The following is a 16,031-nucleotide window of genomic DNA, read 5'->3' as shown; positions in this document are numbered from 1 at the left end:
AAAGTTATTTAATATATTAGTCAAATATGCGATCTGGTAGAACTCCAGATTGAAGCAATTCGGGCAAGTCAAGTTGCGTCACGATGAAAGCTCCCTGAATACGCGCTTTGGAAATTTTCGAAGGACCGGCGTTCGGTCCTGCGCACAGGAAGACGAGCCGCTGAGTAACTGTTTTCACCACGCACAGGCCAGCGGTGACGCATTCCAGTTCAAGCGCCTCGCGCATCGCTGCAGGAAAGCCGGTAAACAGAATTTGAGGGCGGCTTTCTTCGGGTTCCGAACGGGACAACTGTGGCGGAGGGCCGGCAAACGGCGTTTTCAGCGCAGCCTCACACCCGGCCAAATACTCGGAAATTCGGTCCTTCCGAAAAGTGCGCGGTGACCCACCGGCTTGGGCGTCGTTGCCTACGATGTAGTGTCCTTCTTCTGTCCAAGCGGATACCACTCGCAGCTTGGATTCGCCGGCTGCGTTGGTATACGTGAATTGCAGAACTTCCATGGCTAGAACCTCCGACCATTCCACCCGTACACCACCCGGCCGCAGATGCGCACCGGCTCCGATCCATTCAAAACCTCGACAGTGCGGACGTTAGGGTTGTCGCTGGTGATTTCGTGCGTGCCATCCAGCAAACGAGACACACGTTTGATGTACAGCTGCCCATTGGCCTGCAGAACATAGACGCCGCTGACATCTGCCACTCGGCAATCTGTATCCACAATCGCGAAGTCGCCAGACCGTAGCGTCTCGCCCATGCTGTCGCCATACGCATGTACCAGTTGCAGGGCCTCGGGCCGGCTCCGCGGCAAGTTCATATCAAGCCATCTGCGCGAGATAGGTACGTTGCCTAGGATCACATCCTCTGTGATGAGGTCATTGCCTCGGCCCATGCTGCCTGTGGCGCTCAGTAAAGGAAGAGAAATGGAGTCAGCGTCACCGGTCGGCGGCCCAACATCACGCGAAAAGTTGCGCCTTCCTGTGATGACATAGCCGACGTCAACACCGATATCTGCGGCCTGTGCAAGGAACTCAGCTTTGGGGGCAAAGCTCCCGGCTTCCCAACCTTGCAGAGTCCGGTGGGCAACATGGCCTGCCAGCGCCATTTCCTGCTGAGTCAGACCCAGCCTCTCCCGTTCTTTTCTGAATCGCTCAGAAATTCCTGCGCTAATTTTTTCGTTCATTTCTTGAAATACGCAAAAAGTTGCGTTACCATTCGGCGCAATAGGTAAACACGCCATCTAACACGATGGTACACACCGCCACACAGGCGGGGAGGCTTGGCAATGGCATACGAAAACAGGGAGGAGCACGCCCGCGTGTTCCGTCACACCGTGCGATTCAAAAAGGCAGACCAGCAGCTGTTGGCTGTGCTGGCCGCCCGCCTGGGAATGCAGAAAGCGACCCTGATCGAGAGCATGGCGATGCGAGCGGCTGAAAAGGCGCTGCAGGATTTGGGATTGATGGGGGATGCCCCACCAGCCAATGCCGCCCAACTGGGCCGCTAAAGAGCGAAAGCCATGCGCAATGCAGACCAAACAGAACTTGGTGGAAGTCTCCGCCGACTTGGAGCACCGCCTGGAGCTGCTGCGCCAGCACTACGGCCTGCCCACCACCACCGCGGTGATTGAGCTGCTGATTAGCAGGCAGATCGAGCGCAGCGTTTACGAAATGACGGGCAAGCGGCCCGGCCCGAAATTGGCGATAGACAACACCAAGGATGAACATGATGCAGACCGCCCCCAACAGCTTTCAGGCGCTGGTGAGAGCCAGCAAGGCGTCCGGCCGTCTGGCCGAGCCCGTTAAGGCTGAACCCAAAAAGAAGATGGAGCAAACGGGCATGCGCCTGTGGCCCGAAGAGCTGGACAAGGCCAAGGAACTGGCCGCCCAGGAAGACCGCAGCGCGGCCAGCTTCATGCGCCGCATGTACCTGCGCGGCCTGGAGGCCTACCTGGGCGACCAAGGCCAGGGCCAGGACACGCCGGCTGCCTGACGGGCAGCAAATAGCCGCTCAAGAGCCGCTCAAAAGCCGCAACCGATGCCCACCCAGGAAGACAACATGATGCACACAGACGCCGAGCACCAGGCGCTGCACGCCGCGCAGCCTGCGCGCTCGCGCACCAGTCACCAGGGCAAGCGCCTGCGGTATGAGGGCACCCGCATGGCGTGCCCCATGTGCGATGCACAGAGCGAGATTCGGACAAGCGCCGCGGTCACCAAGACCATGCGCGAAACCATCTACCAGTGCACCAATGTGGAGTGCGGCTGCACGTTCGTTTTCACGGGCGAAATCTCTCGCCTGTTGAACCCTGGGGCCACGCCGAACCCCGCGGTATCCATCCCCCTGTCCAACCACGTGCGGCGCGACCTGATGCGCGTGGTTCTGGACAACGCCGGCCAGGCAGAGCACCAGGCCCGCTACACCGCGCCCGTCACGGGCGACCTGTTCGCAGGTGCTGCGCCCGTGCCCAACACGACGTAACGCGCGTGCCCTGAGCCGCTGAATAGCAGCGGCACCCATCCCTGTTTCGCAACACCGACAGAGCCTGTTTTCAGGCGCTGCGGACTTTCTCACGCCCAAAAACCGAAAGGACGGCCATGACAGCAGAAACCGCGACTGAAAAGAAACCTGTACCGACACGCGCCGTTGGTGACCCCATCGAGGCCCTGGCGCACTTCTTCATCCTGGCCACCACCCAAACCCACAGCGGCGCGCGCGTGGCTGCTCGCTTGCTGCTGGGCCTCTACAACGGCGACCGATTCGAGTTCGATCTGACGGACTTGCGGCTGTTCGATGCCTCCAATCTCAAGCGCGCATTGGCGTTGCTGGAGTTCGACGCGAACCCGCGGATGGAAGTGCACGAATGGCTGAACCGCATGTATGGCCGCACTGACTTCGGCGCGCGCTTTGAAAGCATGGCCCATCGGTGGGAACTCAAAGGCAAGTGCAAAAAAGCCTATCTGGAGAAGGTGCCCGCTGTGCGCTTTCAGGCATTCGGGCTGGAGTGCGATCCATGCGAGTGATTGCCTATCGCCTCAGCCTCCTTTCCGCCGCGACGACGGCGGGCGGCATGGCCATGAATGCCGAGCCGCTGGTGTGGCTGGGCACCGCCTTGGCGGTGGTTGGATTGGCCGCCTTCGGCATGGCTTTGCGGGGTGGCAAATGAGCGCCCCCCGTCCCATTCGCCACGCGCTGCCAGCCGACAACGGCACGCCCCTGCGTTTGACCAACGGCGAGGCATACGCCCTGCGCGCCCTGTGCCTGGCCGCCGAAGACCCCGAAATTTCCGAGCGCCTGGAGTGCATCGCCGCGGCGGTGGCGCGCGAGTGGGCGGGCCACGTCTGTGCCGAGGAAATGGCCGAGCTACCTGGCGTGTGGCCGCGCCTGCTGGACTTCCTTCAATCCAACGGCTGGAACCTGCCCACATGAGCATGTACGCAATGACCTATCGCGCGGCCGATGGCCGGCGTGTGTCGCTCCACCTGATCGCTGCCAGCCTTGCGGCGGCATGGGATCGTGCCTTTGACGTGGCCGACCGACTGCATGGCGACGTGCGCGGCTTCGGTGTGGCGAAAGCGAGCGCATGAAACAGCCGCTGGAAGACCGTGTAACGCACCTGCGGCTGGTGACCGCGGTGCTTGCGCCTGACTTCGATCTGTTGGCCAAGCCGCCGCAGGTGGAGCTACCGCCCGCGGTGGTGGCGCCCCCTCAGGTGCTCCAGCGCCTTGTGGAGCTGCGCGACGAATACGTGCGTGGCTCCAGCCGGGGCAAGTTCCGGGATGCGGCATCGCTCGAATGGCGCGGGCTGCCGATCCGCTGGCGAATGGTGCTGGTGATGGTGGCCGGCATCGGGCTGGAGGTCGATGAACTTTCCACCCTGGCCAGCCGCGACTGGCAGGAAATGCCGCCCCCCGAGCAGGACGCGCTGCGCACTGAAATTCGGCTGGCAAAAAAGCACTTCACCCGCATCACGGCGCTGGCCGCGCGCGTGTAAGGCGAGGCAGAACGATGGCCACGATTCCGCGAAAGCCGCCCACCGCCAGCCTGGCGGAGTGGGAGCGGCACAAGCCCACGGCGCACGCCGCCAACCGGCACATGGAACGCGTCATCAAGTGCGCGCCGGCCGGTTGGCAGGCGGCCATCCGCTCGCGCTTCGGCGCGACGGCGGCGCCCGTCATGGGCATGGCGCAGACCGCGGAAGAGTTCCTGGCCACGCCACCCGATTGGGCCGTGGCGTGGGACTTGATGCAGGCCATCGCGGCATATGAAGACGACTACGGCGCCGCGGCGCTGTGGAACCTGCCGGACTTCGAAATTTGCGAGATGGCCAAGAAGCTGGCCGCCGAAGCCGACGAACTGGACGCCCTGTGCATCGGCCGTGGCGACGGGTTGGAAGCCCGCGTGGACTCCATTCGCATGCTGGTGCGGTGCGTGGGCATCACCGAAGACAAGCCGATCAAAGGTGAACCGGCCATCAAGCGCGCACAGGATGCGGCGTGGTGGCGCAGGCGCTTGCGCGTGCATGTGGCGCGCGTGGTGGAAGCCGGCGCGGTGGGCCTGGGACTGGTGCACAAGGCCAGCGGCGGCTACGTCAGCAGCGACGGACTGCAACGCCGGCAAGCGCAAATCAAGCGCAATGCCGAGGCGCTGGGGCACACGCTGTACCGCAATGAGGCCGGCCAGGTGTTCACGTTGCGCGAACTGGCCGAGCTGGGCACGGCGAACCCGATCATTCGCGGCGGAGAGCTGATGACGCGCATTCGCGGGGCGGAGGAATACGCCGACGCCAACGCGCATGTGGGCCTGTTCCTGACGCTGACGCTGCCGAGCCGATTCCATCCCGTGAAGCTGGGCAGCGGTGGCCGCCCCATCCCGAACCGCAACTACAAGGGCGCCACTCCGCGCGACGGCCAGTTGTGGCTGCGCGACATGTGGGCCAAGACCCGCGCCGCGCTGGCACGCAAGGGTGTGCGTATGTACGGCCTGCGCGTGGCCGAGCCGCACCACGACGCCACGCCGCACTGGCACGCGCTGGTGTGGGCTGAATGCGAAGAAGGTGCGGCGCTGATCGAGGCGGCCATTCGCAAATACTGGCTGAGCGACGACGGCAGCGAACGCGGGGCCGTCGAGAACCGCGTGAACGTCAAGCGCATGGTGAAGGGCGGCGCCGCCGGCTACGTGGCGAAGTACATCGCCAAAAGCGTGGGCCACCTGGCCCTGGCCGAACACATGGACGTGGTGCAGGGCGAGCAGATCACCATGGACTTCGGAGAACAGGGCAAGCCCGACGTGAAGGAAACCGGCGTGGGCTTTCGCCGCGTGGACGCCTGGGCGGCCACCTGGGGAATTCGGCAGTTTCAAACCATCGGCATGCCCAGCGTGACGGTTTGGCGCGAGCTGCGCCGCGTGTCGGGCGACCAGCTCGAACTGTTCGCGCGAGAGGGCGACCGGGCCACTTTGCGCGCGTTCGGCGCGTGCCATCGACGCGGCGAGATTCGGGCGGACTGGCGGGCATTCATGGAAGCCATGGGCGGGCACGCGCTGCCACGCGGCCAGTGGCACCTGCGCACGGCCCACCGCACGCCCGAAGACGGCCAGGTCAACAAATACGGCGAAGAGGTCAAGGTCGGCCGCATCGTGGGCCTGCAGCCGCAGCGCGGGCGCATGTGCGGCCGGTGGTTGGTGAGTCGTCGCATTGCGTGGGCGCCCGTCCTGGGCGAGAGCACGCATGCAGCGGATGTCGGCAATCCAGCAGATCAAGCGCAGGGCCAGGCCGAGGCCCCGGCCCGCGCGGCTTTGCCGCGCGCTTGGACTGGTTTCAATAACTGTACGGCCCGCCTTACGGGCGATCTGGCCCGCTTGGCTTTTGGCCGCGGCGACCACGAAAAAGAGGACTGGTGCACCCCCGAAGCACTGGCCCATTTCCGCGCCCTGCGGTCCCCAGCCCTCGCGGAGGGCTGGCAGTGATGAAAAGCGAAGCAATGCAACCCACCACCGCCCCCGAGGCGCGCAGCGGCATGGCCGAAAGCGACCAACCCACCCCGCCGACACGCGCCGAAGTGCTGCTGGCCGCCCGCCGTCGATGCGACGACATGCAGGACGGCCCGGCAGCGCGCGAGCAGATGAAGCGCGAGGTGCTGGCCACGCCCGCCGAGCTGCTGGGCGATCTGCTGGCGGCGCTGACCGAGGCGTGCCCCGTGCGCACCGACTTTCCCCACCCCATTTCCACCCAGTCTGAAAGGAGCCACACCCCATGAACGCGAAACGCACCGACCCGCGCGTGCATTGCTTCCAGCGCCCGCTTGCCGGCGGCTACGTCCGCAGCGAGGCCACCACGCCCGAGCGCCTGCGCCAGGTGTTCGACGCCGAGCGCGAGCGCTTGGCAGCCGAAGCCAAGCCGCGCCGCAGGCGCCGGCCGCCGGCCGTGGCCGCACCAGACCCAAAACAGGCGCAGCTGCAGCTGGTGGCCTGAATCGTCAATCAACCCAAACCGAGAGAGCACATGCAAACCAACCAAAACCCCCAACCGCTGCACAGCTACCGCGCCCACCTTGTGCCCGACAACGCCAACCCGTCCGATGTTGAGGATTTGGCAGACGCAAAGCTGTTGCCCACCATCAGGCTGCGCGCAGCCAATGCCACCCAGGCCGAGGCGCACGCGCACTTGGCCACCGGCAAGGGCGTGCTGCGCGTCGAGCGCGTGGAGGGCTGAGCCATGGCTGTGAAAACGAAGAATTCGGCCACCCTGGGCCACCCCGTGGAGCCGTCGCGCTGGGCGCAGATCAAGCAAGCGGAGCGCGTGGGCTATGGCGCCGCGCTGCCGATTCGCACGAACTGGCAGGACGCGGAAACGTACACCTGCCCTGAAATGCGGCATCGGTCGATGCACGACAGGCACCCCAGCCTGATTGCCGGAAAGCGCGTGGTGCGCGGTGAGGGCCTCTGATGTGGCTCTACATTCCATCGAACTATGCGCCGGCGTCGGCATGCTTGGAGAAGGCGCCCGAGCCGGATTCGAGCTACTGGGCGTCGAGCACCGCACCGTTTGCTACGTGGAGCGGGAAGCACCTGCAGCCGCGCAGCTTGCCCGGCTTATGGAAGCGGGAGCCCTTGATCCGGCGCCTGTCTGGTCTGACTTGCTCACCTTCGACGGCCCAGCGTGGCGTGGACGCGTGGATGGCCTCATTGCCGGCTTCCCATGCCAGGACATCAGCATTGCAGGCCGGCGTGCTGGGCTTGATGGCAAGCGTTCCGGCTTGTTCTTCAACATCCTGGACCTCGCTGACGATTGCAACGCGTGGTTCCTCTTTTTGGAGAACGTCAGCGCCATCGCTACTGCCACCGCCACCGCTGTGGACGAAGCCGAAGGAACGCTCGAAGAACGCGCCGCCGCCCGAGTCGTGGGAGAACTGGCCGACCGCGGGTGGAACGCGGAATGGATCACTCTTTCCGCGTCCGATGTGGGCGCCAGCCACGGACGCGCACGGTGGTTCTGCCTCGCGTGGCGCGTGGCCGACGCCGGCCGCGTCGGTGCCGAACGACAGAGAGACCCCGGCGACGTGGCACGCCAGGGCCGCGAAGCTGAAGGCCAAGCACGGGAACGGCAACGGGGCGGGAATGCCCTTGACGGTGGCCGCAGTGGAGTTTTCGGAGAAACCCAGCTTCTGGATGACGCCCAGCGTTTCGAACAGCCAGGGCAACGAATACACGCGCGATCGAGGGATGCCGGGCCTGGAGCGTCTGACGCTGACGGGGCAGGCGCAGAACTGGCCCACGCCCACGGCTCACGATGGGCGCCGGCCGAGCCCGGATGTGAAGTCAACCCAGGCCGGCAACCTGAGCAGGGATGCTGCCCAGTGGCCCACGCCAATGGCGCAGGACGCAGAACAGAGCGGATCGACCAATGCCCAAATGCTGACGCTTCACAGGGCAACCCAGCAATGGCCAACGCCAGCCAGTCGCGACTACCGAACGCCGAACAGCGAAGCCAGCCAGGCCAGCCGCTCCCACACGGGTGGCGAACAGCTTCCGAACTTCGTGGAACACCACTTTTTGCGCCCGGTCCTATCGACCCTCGATGGGCGGGCTTTGTCGCCCACCGCCCGGACCTTGCCCCGGCGGTTGAACCCGGCGTTCGGATGCTGGTTGATGGGATGGCCTATCTGGTGGACGAATCCCGCGCTCACCAGCTGCGCCAGGTCGGAAATGGAGTCGTACCGCTGCAGGCTGCAGCGGCACTTGTCGAACTTGTGCGGCGTGCTGCCGCTTGAAAGAAAAGAAGCATGAAGCGCATCTACGTTGCAGGCCCGATGACGGGCTATCCCGAACTGAACTTTCCCGCCTTCCACGCTGCCGCGGCAGCGCTGCGCGCCGAGGGGCACCACGTCGAAAATCCGGCCGAAATCAACGCCGACCCCACGGCGCAATGGCTGGACTGCATGCGCGCCGACATTCCGCGGCTGGTCACCTGTGACGCGGTGTTCCTTCTGCCCGGCTGGGAGCGCTCGCGCGGCGCGCGTATTGAGCAAGCGCTGGCTGCCGGCCTGGGCCTGCAGGTGCTGTATTCGGAGGGTGCGGCGGACTACTGGCCCGAAGGTGTTCCGGTTGCAGCCTGGGCGAACGTGGGCACCGAGGAGGGCGAGGTGTGGAGCGTGACGCTCAGCCGCCAGCCGTACCATGACACCGCACTTGTCACGCTCGCTGACGCGGTGGTCGCTATCCAAAAAATGGCGATCGAGGCCCCGGTAACGGGCGGCGCAGCACCAGCCGTGCAGTGCGTCTATTTGGTGGAAACAGGAGAGGTTCGCAACGGCGCCGAGCTGGTGGAGCGCCACGAGCAGATGCCGCGTGCCGGCTCAGATTTCGAGGTCGTTTACAAGCAGCCCGAAAGCTGCAATGGCTGATCTGGTCTTGCCGCTCAAGGCGGCGTACTTCGATGCCATCCGCGACGGCCAGAAGGTGGAGGAATTCCGCGAGCGCACGCCTTACTGGCGCCGCCGACTGGAGGGCCGAACCTTCGGGCGCGTCGTGCTTACCAAGGGATACCCGGCGGCCGGCGATGCAGATCGCCGCATCGTGCGCGAGTGGCGCGGCTACCGGGAAACCACGATCACGCACCCGCACTTCGGCCCCGAACCCGTCGAGGTGTTCGCCATCGACGTGGCGGTGGCGGTGGCGGTCCTGCCGAAGGTGGTGCACGTCATTTCCGTTTCAGGTGGAAAGGACTCGCTGGCAACGCTGCTGATCGCGCTCGAAAGGTGCCCGGCTGGGTCGGTGGTGCCGATCTTCTGCGACACGGGCAACGAACACGAAGACACCTACGCCTATCTGGACTACCTCGAAAAGGCGCTGCGCATCAAGATTCGCCGGCTGCGCGCGGACTTCACCGAGCAGCTCGCCGCCAAGCGCGTTTTCATCGCACGCGATGTGCGCACGCGCCGCGAATACCGCAAGGTGCCGAAGACGGATCGCGCGGGCAATCCGGTGTACCTGCGCGACAAGGCCGGCGCCGTGCGCATGTTCCCGGTGCTGGGGGAAGACGGCCTGCCAACGGGCGAACACGCTCCGCGCCAGGCGTGGGGGTGGGATGGTGGCCGCCGCGTGCGGTGGACCAACAAGGCCAAGCGCCGCGCGCTGTCGGTGATGTACCCGAGCGGGAATCCGTTCCTCGATCTGTGCATGTGGAAGGGGCGCTTCCCGTCGCGCAAGGCCCAGTTTTGCACCGAAGAATTGAAGCGCAATATTGCGGTCGGCTATCAGCTGGAACTGATGGAGGCCGGCCACCGTGTCATCAGCTGGCAGGGCGTGCGACGTGACGAATCCTTGAACCGGCGCAACGTCAAGAAGGTGGAGCGCGTGGGTCGTGGCCTATGGATCATGCGGCCCATTGCGGCATGGACCGCAGAGCAGGTTTTCGCCTACGCGGCGGCGCGCGGGATCGAACCGAACCCGCTCTATCGCCAGGGGATGACGCGCGTTGGATGCATGCCGTGCATCAACGTGAACAAGCCAGAGCTGCGGCAGATCGCCAGCCGGTTCCCTGCCCACCCTGCCCGCATATCCGAATGGGAGCACATCGTAGGTAAGTGCTCGAAGCGCGGCTTTTCCACCTTCGTGGCGGATGCCCATGACGGGCGGGACCGCCGGCAGGTGTTCGCCGATCTGAACATATGGACCCGCATCGAGTGGGCGAACACCACACGCGGCGGCCGGCAATTCGATCTGCTGGCAGTGCTGGATGAACCCACCGCGTGCAGCTCTGCATACGGGCTCTGTGAATAGGACAGGCAATGAAGAAAAAAACGACAGATCAAGCACGGGCCAAGGTGGAAAGGGCCTTGCGCAGCCCGGTGGCGCGAGCCATCGCCAAGCGCGAGCTGCTGGCGCTGCATGCCGAGATGGCGGCCATCGGCCACCAGTGCCTGAAGGTGGGCCACCAGACCGAGCAGCGCGAGCTGCTGGCCACCTTGGCTTTCATGATTGGCATCGGCGCCGAGGTGGCGGCGGTGGTCGAGGTGCTGGGCGACAACCGGGCCGGCTTGCACCAGGCGCTTGAAGAAGTGGTGCGCATGGCGTGCGACGGCTGCCGGTGGAGCGCGCCCTGGGCCGCGCACCTGCACCTGGCGCTGGAAGTCTCCGCAGAGGTCATGCTGGAAGACACCGTGCTGGCCATGATGGTGCTACCCGGTGCGCGCGACCTGGCCAACGACATCAGGGCCGGCCGCATCCGGGCGGATGCCGTCGCGCCGCTGGAAATGCCCGAGCACTACAAAGACGGTAGCGGCGAGCATGCAGGCGCTGGGGCCGGCGGGGCGATGTGATGCAGAAATTGATTTTCAGCAAGGTCCAATTGCTGGAGGAACTGGGCATCGTTGAGAACACCTTGCGCGCCTTGATCGAGCAGCGCGGCTTCCCCCGGCCGCGCAAGATGGGCGCGAAGCTGTTCTGGCTAATTTCTGAGGTGGCGGAATGGTTGCAGGGGTGCCCAAGCGCATGGGACAGCTCTATTTCAGACTCTTGAGACGATCAAAAAGAGTTGCACCGTCCACCAGTTCGAGGCGATAGGGCATGTGAGGTGCAATCATTGGGTCTTCGGCGATTCGTGGCGCAAAGCTGGCCGTAGTGGTAACCACTCCCTTGGTGGCTTGGTGATCTGAACACATGACTCCAATAAGTGCGCGTACATCGTTCGCAGTTACATGTCGGTCAGGGGAAAGCGCTTTAACCTGATCAATGATCCGAACAGAACCCCAGCCCTTCTTAATCGCGATGACGTCTCGCCCGAGGTCGGCACTACGCGGCGTCAATATCACCTCGTCGTAACCGGCTTTGTCATACGAGGCAGCGACGAGTTCTTCCCATTGTCGGGGGGTGAGAGAACGCAGCAAATCAGGGTCCTTCGCAAGCGCTGCTTGGATCGCTAGCCAAGCCGGTTCTAGCGTCAACACAACGTTTCCATCTAACACCTTGTCGTGGTGAGTAACCACCGCCTGAAGAAGTAGGGATTCGACGGTAGTTAGCTCGCCCGAAAGAACTAACGAGTCACTAAGTATTGCATCCTCGCTTAGAGCGTAGCTGTGGAATTCTGCTTCAACAATGCGTGACATACCTATGCCTTCCCGTGAGTGAAATCAGACCATTGCTGCATGATGGCAGCGCGCTTTTCCAGCATATCGCCTCGCCGGTAAGCGGCTTCGGTTTTCGTGTCGATGGTATGCGCCAAGCACAGTTCAACTGCATCACGCGGGTGCGTCGTCATTTCGCCAGCCCAGTCCCTAAAAGTGGACCGGAAACCATGGGGCACCGCGCCCAGCTCGTGCCGGCGCATCAATGCAGTCAGGGCCATGTCGGACAGTGGGCCTTTGCGGTTGGACGGGAATACGTAGTCAACGTGCTCAATGCGGGCCTGGGCGCGCAGCAGCGAAACCGCCTGAACAGACAGCGGAATGCGGTGCTCCTTCTTGGCCTTCATGCGATCAGCCGGAATCACCCACAGGCTGGCGTCTAAATCGACCTCATCCCACACCATGCCCCGCACTTCGCCAGAGCGGGCGGCGGTGAGGATCAAAAAACACAACGCGCGGGCGCTCTGCCCTTGAACCCCCGCGATCTGCTGATAAACGCCGGGCAGCGTGCCGAAGGGCACCGCCGGATGGTGTTTGACAGGTGCCACCTTGTTCGGGTCAGGAAGGATGTGCTCCAGCTGCCCGCGCCAGCGCGCAGGGTTGGGGCCGGTGCGGTGGCCGTGGGCCGTGGCCCAGTCGAGAATCTGCTCGATTCGGCCGCGCAACCGCGTGGCGGTTTCGGTTTTGGTCTTCCAGATCGGCGCCAGCACGCGCAGCACGTGCGCCTGCTCAACCTCCGACACGGAGACAGCACCGAATTTCGGTGACACGTAGGTGGCCAAGGTGTTGCGCCACTGCTGCGCATGCTTGAGGCTGCGCCATACGCTTTCGTGCTCACGAATGAAGGTTTCGGCCGCAGTGTCGAACGCCAACCGCTGGGCGGCTGCCTGGCGCGCGGCCTCGCGCGCGTCTTGCCGGGACTTCACCGGGTCGGTGCCCGCATCCCGCAGGCCCAGGGCCGCGCGTGCGGCCTCGCGCGCAGCGGACAGGCTCACGGCTGGATAGCTGCCGAGGCCCATCCGGCGCCGCTGTCGCATGTGCACGTACCGAAACACCCACACGCGGGAGCCGCCGAGGATCTGCAAGTAGAGGCCAGGAACGCCGCCGACCGCATGCGCTCCCTCGATGCGAAGGCGGGAGACCTCCAGCGCCGTTTTTTCAAGAATTCGCTTGGGCATTTGTTTCTATAGGCCAACAGTTAGGCCATAAAAATTTGGATTGCCCGTGATGACGCACTGAATGCTCATTGCCGCGTTACTGTACATAAACCCATATCACAGAGCGTAACACGTTGATTTTTCAGGGTCAACAGCGCCGAAAGGACGAAAAAAAAGCACCTTGTTAGGGGTGCTTTTTTCTGTCTTGGCGGAGAGGGTGGGATTCGAACCCACGGTAGTGTTGCCACTACGCCTGATTTCGAGTCAGGTACATTCGACCACTCTGCCACCTCTCCTGTGTGTCGAAGCCAACGATCATATCAGGATTTTTTGCCATTAAACGCGCGCGTCATTCAATTCGTGCAGCTTCTGCTGCTTGCCGTGAATTTAAGCAAGTGCAACACGCGCGCACCCCCGATGTTTGGACAGCTCTATACTTCGCGCCTTCTCTTTCTTGACTCTGCTGCTGCAAGAAGGGCATTTCCCGGGGTTCCGATCCCCGGATGTCTTTCATCGTCTCGAGCCAGGTCGCCTTTCAAGGCACCGCTCAGACGCGGCGAGCGCCACCAAGGCCTCGCAGGATTTGCAGCCATGAGCACCTACCAACGACTTCAGCGCGCCTTTGCGCGCACTGGCATTGCGCTGGAATATCGCGACGGCATTTACCATGTGCGCGATGATCAGGCCGAAGCCCACATTCTTCTGCCCGAAAGCCTTCCCCTGGAGGACAAGGCTGTTCGCCAACTCCTGGCATTTGCAGCCGTGCAGCGGCCCGACGGGCACGGCGCCATCTGCCGGGCCTGTTGTGCCACGCCGGACTTCCACCCGGGTACGGTTGCGCCTGTCGGCAGCGTCGTGGCCACGCCGGTGGACTTCGTCATTCCCGCTGCCATCGGCACGGATATCAACTGCAGCGTTCGTCTGCTGACCACTGGCGCCCGACTGGACCAGTTGGCCCCGCACAAGGATCGACTAGTCGGCCTACTAACGGCCAGCCTGCTGAACAATGGCCGCGATGTGCCGGTGAACACCCGCGCGTTCCGCGCGCTCTTTGATGACGGGCCACAGGCGTTTATCGATCAGCTGGGCAGCGACGGGATCTGGGCCCGGACCGACATGGATCGCTTGCACGCCGAGCTCGATCAATGCATTGGCCTGGCGAGCTTCGGTGGCAGTTCACGCTATGCACCCGATGCGTATTTGCAGGAACGGCATGCCGTGTTCCGCGACCCCTGTCTGGGCACCGTGGGTTCAGGCAACCATTTCATCGAATTGCAGGTGGTCGAAGAAGTCTTGGACAGGCACGCCGCCTACCGTGCCGGGCTGCGCGTCGGTGACGTGGTGGTGATGATCCACAGTGGCTCACGAGACCTCGGCTTCTATGTGGGACAGGCTTGGATGGACCGTGCCAGGACAGAGTGGCCACGCGGCACAAAGCATCCTGCCAGCGGCTTGTATGGGCTGTCAGGGCTCCTGGCGGACGAATACCTGCAGGCCATGGGAGTTGCAGCCCGATATGCCTGGGCCAATCGCGTCGTGCTGGCCGAGCTGGTCCGCAAGGACCTGGAGCAAATCATCGGTGCATCCAGCTCCCGCCTGGTGGTGGACGTGCCGCACAACGTGGTCCTGCAAGAGAACGGAATGAACATCCACCGCAAAGGAGCCACACCAGCGAACAACGGCGACTTCGCGCTGATTCCAGGATCCATGGGTGATGCCTCGTATCTGGTGACGGGCCTCGGTTCTGAAGACTGGCTCTGGTCGTGCAGCCATGGCGCCGGGCGAAGCATGCGGCGCCAGGCCATGCGGGCGATGCGCCCAGATATCGCTGGCGCTGGCGAGCAAAGCTGGCAGTGCGTGACCCTGCGCGAGGAACGCCGCATCGAGGAAGCACCGCAGGCCTACAAGCCCATCGGACCGGTGATTGACGCCCAGGAGTCTGCAGGGCTGGTACGGGCGGCCGTACGACTCAAGCCCTGGGTGACGTTCAAGGCCTGAAAGCCAGCGCCCCGTCGATTGCCGACGGCGTTTTCTTAATACTTCCCCATGTAATCGCGTTTGCCCAGTTCCACCCCGTTGTGCCGTGCAATCGCGTACGTGGCATTCACGTGGAAGAAAAACTGCGGCAGGCCGTAGTGCAGCAGGTAGTGCTCGCCGGCAAACTGCTTTTCGCGGGGCGTGCCGGGCTGCAGGATGATCTGGCGGGCCGCGGCCTCGTCGAAAGCCTCGGTGGGCAGGCCTTCGATGAACGCCAGCACGGTGTCGATCCGGGTGCGCAGGTCAGCGAAAACCGGCCGTTCTGCATCGGGCAGCGATGGCACGTCCACGCCGGCGAGCCTTGCGGCAATGCCCTTGGCGAAGTCGCACGCGACCAGCACCTGCCGCGCCAGCGGAAACATGTCGGGAAACAGCCGGGCCTGCAGCAAAGCGTCCGGGTCGATCTTGCGTGCGGTCGCGTGGGCTTCGGTCTTGGAGACTACATCCCCCAGCGAGCCAAGCATCTGCTTGAAAACGGGCACGCTGGCGCTGTACATGAAAGAGGTCATCGCGGGTCGATCCTTGAAAAGAGGGCCGGCAGAACGCCGGCGGATCGCAAGTACACCAGCAATGGGCTGCTGCTGCACGATCGGAGCGGGAAAACCCCTGAAACACCCAGTCCGATAGTGCTTCAGACCAGGACGATCTGCGGCACGTTCTGCAAGTCGCGCAACGGCATGCGAGCCGGCTTCACCGCGCGCAGATGGGCCACCATCTCGACCACCACATTGCGCTGGCTCTGGATGCATTCCCAGATCTGCTCATGGGTCAATCCGCGGAGCCGCTGCGCCACGGTCAGCTCGACGCGGTCGGTGATCCAGTCGCCGCGGTATCCGTAATCGGCGCGCCAGTAGTAGGGCTGGGAGAAATACCCGAAGGACCCGTGGAACAGCTGGCGCACGTGGGTCGGGTCTTCGAAGGCATCGTCGCTGGCGCCATGGGGCACGCGGATGACCATGCGCGCGTCGTGCCGGGCCACGCGGTGCAACTCCTGCATCATGGGCAGCACCTTCGGGATGTGCTCCAGGACATGCGACAGCAGAAACTCTTCCACGCTCCCGTCCGCCAGCGGCAAGGGCGTGGCCGCACAGGCGTCCAGGTCCGCGACGATGTCAACGCCGGGCAACGCCTGGCTGTCCAGGTTCAGCCACCCTGCGAGGGTATTGCGACCGCAGCCGACATTGAGCTTCATGGCCTGATTACCTATACATCGTAAA

The 16,031-nt window shown here is 63.8% G+C and carries 26 protein-coding genes and 1 tRNA gene; 20 read left to right on the top strand and 7 right to left on the bottom strand.

From position 1 onward, the window contains the following. Window positions 1-16: 16 nt before the first annotated feature. The gene (locus AVAK2825_RS01815) at window positions 17-499 is read right to left on the bottom strand and encodes a BRCT domain-containing protein (protein ID WP_284393603.1); all 483 of its coding nucleotides are present in this window, start codon (window positions 497-499) and stop codon (window positions 17-19) included. A gap of 2 nt (window positions 500-501) precedes the next feature. Continuing rightward, entirely contained in the window at window positions 502-1,179 is a 678-nt protein-coding gene (locus tag AVAK2825_RS01810; RefSeq protein ID WP_284393601.1) for an XRE family transcriptional regulator, read from the bottom strand. A 102-nt stretch (window positions 1,180-1,281) separates the two neighbouring features. Between AVAK2825_RS01810 and AVAK2825_RS01805 the strand changes: the two genes are divergently transcribed. The 19 genes from AVAK2825_RS01805 to AVAK2825_RS01710 all read left to right on the top strand — a co-directional run bounded on the left by AVAK2825_RS01805 (window position 1,282) and on the right by AVAK2825_RS01710 (window position 11,016). Beyond that, a complete protein-coding gene (locus AVAK2825_RS01805; protein WP_284393599.1) occupies window positions 1,282-1,503 on the top strand; it encodes a hypothetical protein in 222 nt (73 codons plus the stop codon). Between the two features lie 19 nt (window positions 1,504-1,522). Then, entirely contained in the window at window positions 1,523-1,801 is a 279-nt protein-coding gene (locus AVAK2825_RS01800) for a hypothetical protein (protein ID WP_284393596.1), read from the top strand. A 34-nt stretch (window positions 1,802-1,835) separates the two neighbouring features. Continuing rightward, window positions 1,836-1,988 carry a hypothetical protein gene (locus AVAK2825_RS01795; protein ID WP_284393594.1) on the top strand — a complete coding sequence of 51 codons (153 nt, stop codon included), beginning with the start codon at window positions 1,836-1,838 and terminating at the stop codon, window positions 1,986-1,988. A gap of 66 nt (window positions 1,989-2,054) precedes the next feature. Continuing rightward, window positions 2,055-2,477, top strand: coding sequence for an Ogr/Delta-like zinc finger protein (locus tag AVAK2825_RS01790; protein ID WP_284393592.1), 423 nt, complete (start codon window positions 2,055-2,057; stop codon window positions 2,475-2,477). A 116-nt stretch (window positions 2,478-2,593) separates the two neighbouring features. After that, on the top strand, window positions 2,594-3,019 hold the full coding sequence (locus AVAK2825_RS01785; protein ID WP_284393591.1) for a DUF7673 family protein: 426 nt from the start codon (window positions 2,594-2,596) through the stop codon (window positions 3,017-3,019). Then, a complete protein-coding gene (locus tag AVAK2825_RS01780; RefSeq protein WP_284393589.1) occupies window positions 3,010-3,162 on the top strand; it encodes a hypothetical protein in 153 nt (50 codons plus the stop codon). Before AVAK2825_RS01785 ends, AVAK2825_RS01780 begins: the two co-directional genes overlap by 10 nt. Beyond that, a complete protein-coding gene (locus AVAK2825_RS01775) occupies window positions 3,159-3,425 on the top strand; it encodes a hypothetical protein (RefSeq protein ID WP_284393587.1) in 267 nt (88 codons plus the stop codon). The genes AVAK2825_RS01780 and AVAK2825_RS01775 overlap by 4 nt, the downstream gene beginning before the upstream one ends. Beyond that, window positions 3,422-3,583 carry a hypothetical protein gene (locus AVAK2825_RS01770; protein ID WP_284393585.1) on the top strand — a complete coding sequence of 54 codons (162 nt, stop codon included), beginning with the start codon at window positions 3,422-3,424 and terminating at the stop codon, window positions 3,581-3,583. Before AVAK2825_RS01775 ends, AVAK2825_RS01770 begins: the two co-directional genes overlap by 4 nt. After that, a complete protein-coding gene (locus AVAK2825_RS01765; RefSeq protein ID WP_284393583.1) occupies window positions 3,580-3,990 on the top strand; it encodes a hypothetical protein in 411 nt (136 codons plus the stop codon). Before AVAK2825_RS01770 ends, AVAK2825_RS01765 begins: the two co-directional genes overlap by 4 nt. Before the next feature lie 14 nt (window positions 3,991-4,004). Beyond that, window positions 4,005-5,963 carry a replication endonuclease gene (locus AVAK2825_RS01760; protein ID WP_284393581.1) on the top strand — a complete coding sequence of 653 codons (1,959 nt, stop codon included), beginning with the start codon at window positions 4,005-4,007 and terminating at the stop codon, window positions 5,961-5,963. A gap of 14 nt (window positions 5,964-5,977) precedes the next feature. Further along, entirely contained in the window at window positions 5,978-6,253 is a 276-nt protein-coding gene (locus AVAK2825_RS01755) for a hypothetical protein (RefSeq protein WP_284393579.1), read from the top strand. Next, on the top strand, window positions 6,250-6,468 hold the full coding sequence (locus AVAK2825_RS01750) for a hypothetical protein (RefSeq protein ID WP_284393577.1): 219 nt from the start codon (window positions 6,250-6,252) through the stop codon (window positions 6,466-6,468). The genes AVAK2825_RS01755 and AVAK2825_RS01750 overlap by 4 nt, the downstream gene beginning before the upstream one ends. Window positions 6,469-6,498: 30 nt before the next feature. After that, window positions 6,499-6,708 carry a hypothetical protein gene (locus tag AVAK2825_RS01745; RefSeq protein ID WP_284393576.1) on the top strand — a complete coding sequence of 70 codons (210 nt, stop codon included), beginning with the start codon at window positions 6,499-6,501 and terminating at the stop codon, window positions 6,706-6,708. A gap of 3 nt (window positions 6,709-6,711) precedes the next feature. Further along, window positions 6,712-6,942 (top strand): hypothetical protein, encoded by a 231-nt coding sequence (locus AVAK2825_RS01740; protein ID WP_284393575.1) that lies wholly within the window; start codon window positions 6,712-6,714, stop codon window positions 6,940-6,942. A 40-nt stretch (window positions 6,943-6,982) separates the two neighbouring features. Next, window positions 6,983-8,266, top strand: a complete 1,284-nt coding sequence (locus tag AVAK2825_RS01735; RefSeq protein WP_284393573.1) for a DNA cytosine methyltransferase — start codon at window positions 6,983-6,985, stop codon at window positions 8,264-8,266. Window positions 8,267-8,278: 12 nt separating this feature from the next. After that, window positions 8,279-8,899 (top strand): DUF4406 domain-containing protein, encoded by a 621-nt coding sequence (locus AVAK2825_RS01730; RefSeq protein ID WP_284393571.1) that lies wholly within the window; start codon window positions 8,279-8,281, stop codon window positions 8,897-8,899. After that, window positions 8,892-10,277: a phosphoadenosine phosphosulfate reductase domain-containing protein gene (locus AVAK2825_RS01720; RefSeq protein ID WP_349817152.1), complete on the top strand. Its 1,386-nt coding sequence runs from the start codon at window positions 8,892-8,894 to the stop codon at window positions 10,275-10,277. The genes AVAK2825_RS01730 and AVAK2825_RS01720 overlap by 8 nt, the downstream gene beginning before the upstream one ends. A gap of 8 nt (window positions 10,278-10,285) precedes the next feature. After that, window positions 10,286-10,816 (top strand): hypothetical protein, encoded by a 531-nt coding sequence (locus AVAK2825_RS01715; RefSeq protein ID WP_284393570.1) that lies wholly within the window; start codon window positions 10,286-10,288, stop codon window positions 10,814-10,816. Beyond that, entirely contained in the window at window positions 10,816-11,016 is a 201-nt protein-coding gene (locus AVAK2825_RS01710) for a helix-turn-helix transcriptional regulator (protein WP_284393568.1), read from the top strand. The genes AVAK2825_RS01715 and AVAK2825_RS01710 overlap by 1 nt, the downstream gene beginning before the upstream one ends. On the opposite strand, the gene AVAK2825_RS01705 is transcribed toward AVAK2825_RS01710, so the two are convergent. From AVAK2825_RS01705 to AVAK2825_RS01695, 3 genes are all read right to left on the bottom strand, one after another. Continuing rightward, the gene (locus AVAK2825_RS01705; RefSeq protein WP_284393565.1) at window positions 11,000-11,602 is read right to left on the bottom strand and encodes a restriction endonuclease; all 603 of its coding nucleotides are present in this window, start codon (window positions 11,600-11,602) and stop codon (window positions 11,000-11,002) included. The genes AVAK2825_RS01710 and AVAK2825_RS01705 overlap by 17 nt on opposite strands. Window positions 11,603-11,604: 2 nt before the next feature. Continuing rightward, window positions 11,605-12,798: a tyrosine-type recombinase/integrase gene (locus AVAK2825_RS01700; RefSeq protein WP_284393563.1), complete on the bottom strand. Its 1,194-nt coding sequence runs from the start codon at window positions 12,796-12,798 to the stop codon at window positions 11,605-11,607. Between the two features lie 185 nt (window positions 12,799-12,983). Continuing rightward, window positions 12,984-13,073, bottom strand: a tRNA-Ser gene (locus AVAK2825_RS01695). Between the two features lie 295 nt (window positions 13,074-13,368). Here AVAK2825_RS01695 and AVAK2825_RS01690 point away from each other — a divergent pair. Next, on the top strand, window positions 13,369-14,775 hold the full coding sequence (locus tag AVAK2825_RS01690) for an RtcB family protein (RefSeq protein ID WP_284393561.1): 1,407 nt from the start codon (window positions 13,369-13,371) through the stop codon (window positions 14,773-14,775). 35 nt (window positions 14,776-14,810) lie between these two features. On the opposite strand, the gene AVAK2825_RS01685 is transcribed toward AVAK2825_RS01690, so the two are convergent. After that, on the bottom strand, window positions 14,811-15,323 hold the full coding sequence (locus AVAK2825_RS01685; protein ID WP_284393909.1) for a DUF1993 domain-containing protein: 513 nt from the start codon (window positions 15,321-15,323) through the stop codon (window positions 14,811-14,813). Between the two features lie 122 nt (window positions 15,324-15,445). Next, the gene (locus tag AVAK2825_RS01680; protein ID WP_272567708.1) at window positions 15,446-16,006 is read right to left on the bottom strand and encodes a class I SAM-dependent methyltransferase; all 561 of its coding nucleotides are present in this window, start codon (window positions 16,004-16,006) and stop codon (window positions 15,446-15,448) included. Window positions 16,007-16,031: the final 25 nt, after the last annotated feature.

The sequence above is a fragment of the Acidovorax sp. SUPP2825 genome (assembly GCF_030158995.1).
GTDB lineage: Bacteria > Pseudomonadota > Gammaproteobacteria > Burkholderiales > Burkholderiaceae_C > Paracidovorax.
This window is presented reverse-complemented; position numbering and strand designations above follow the sequence as displayed.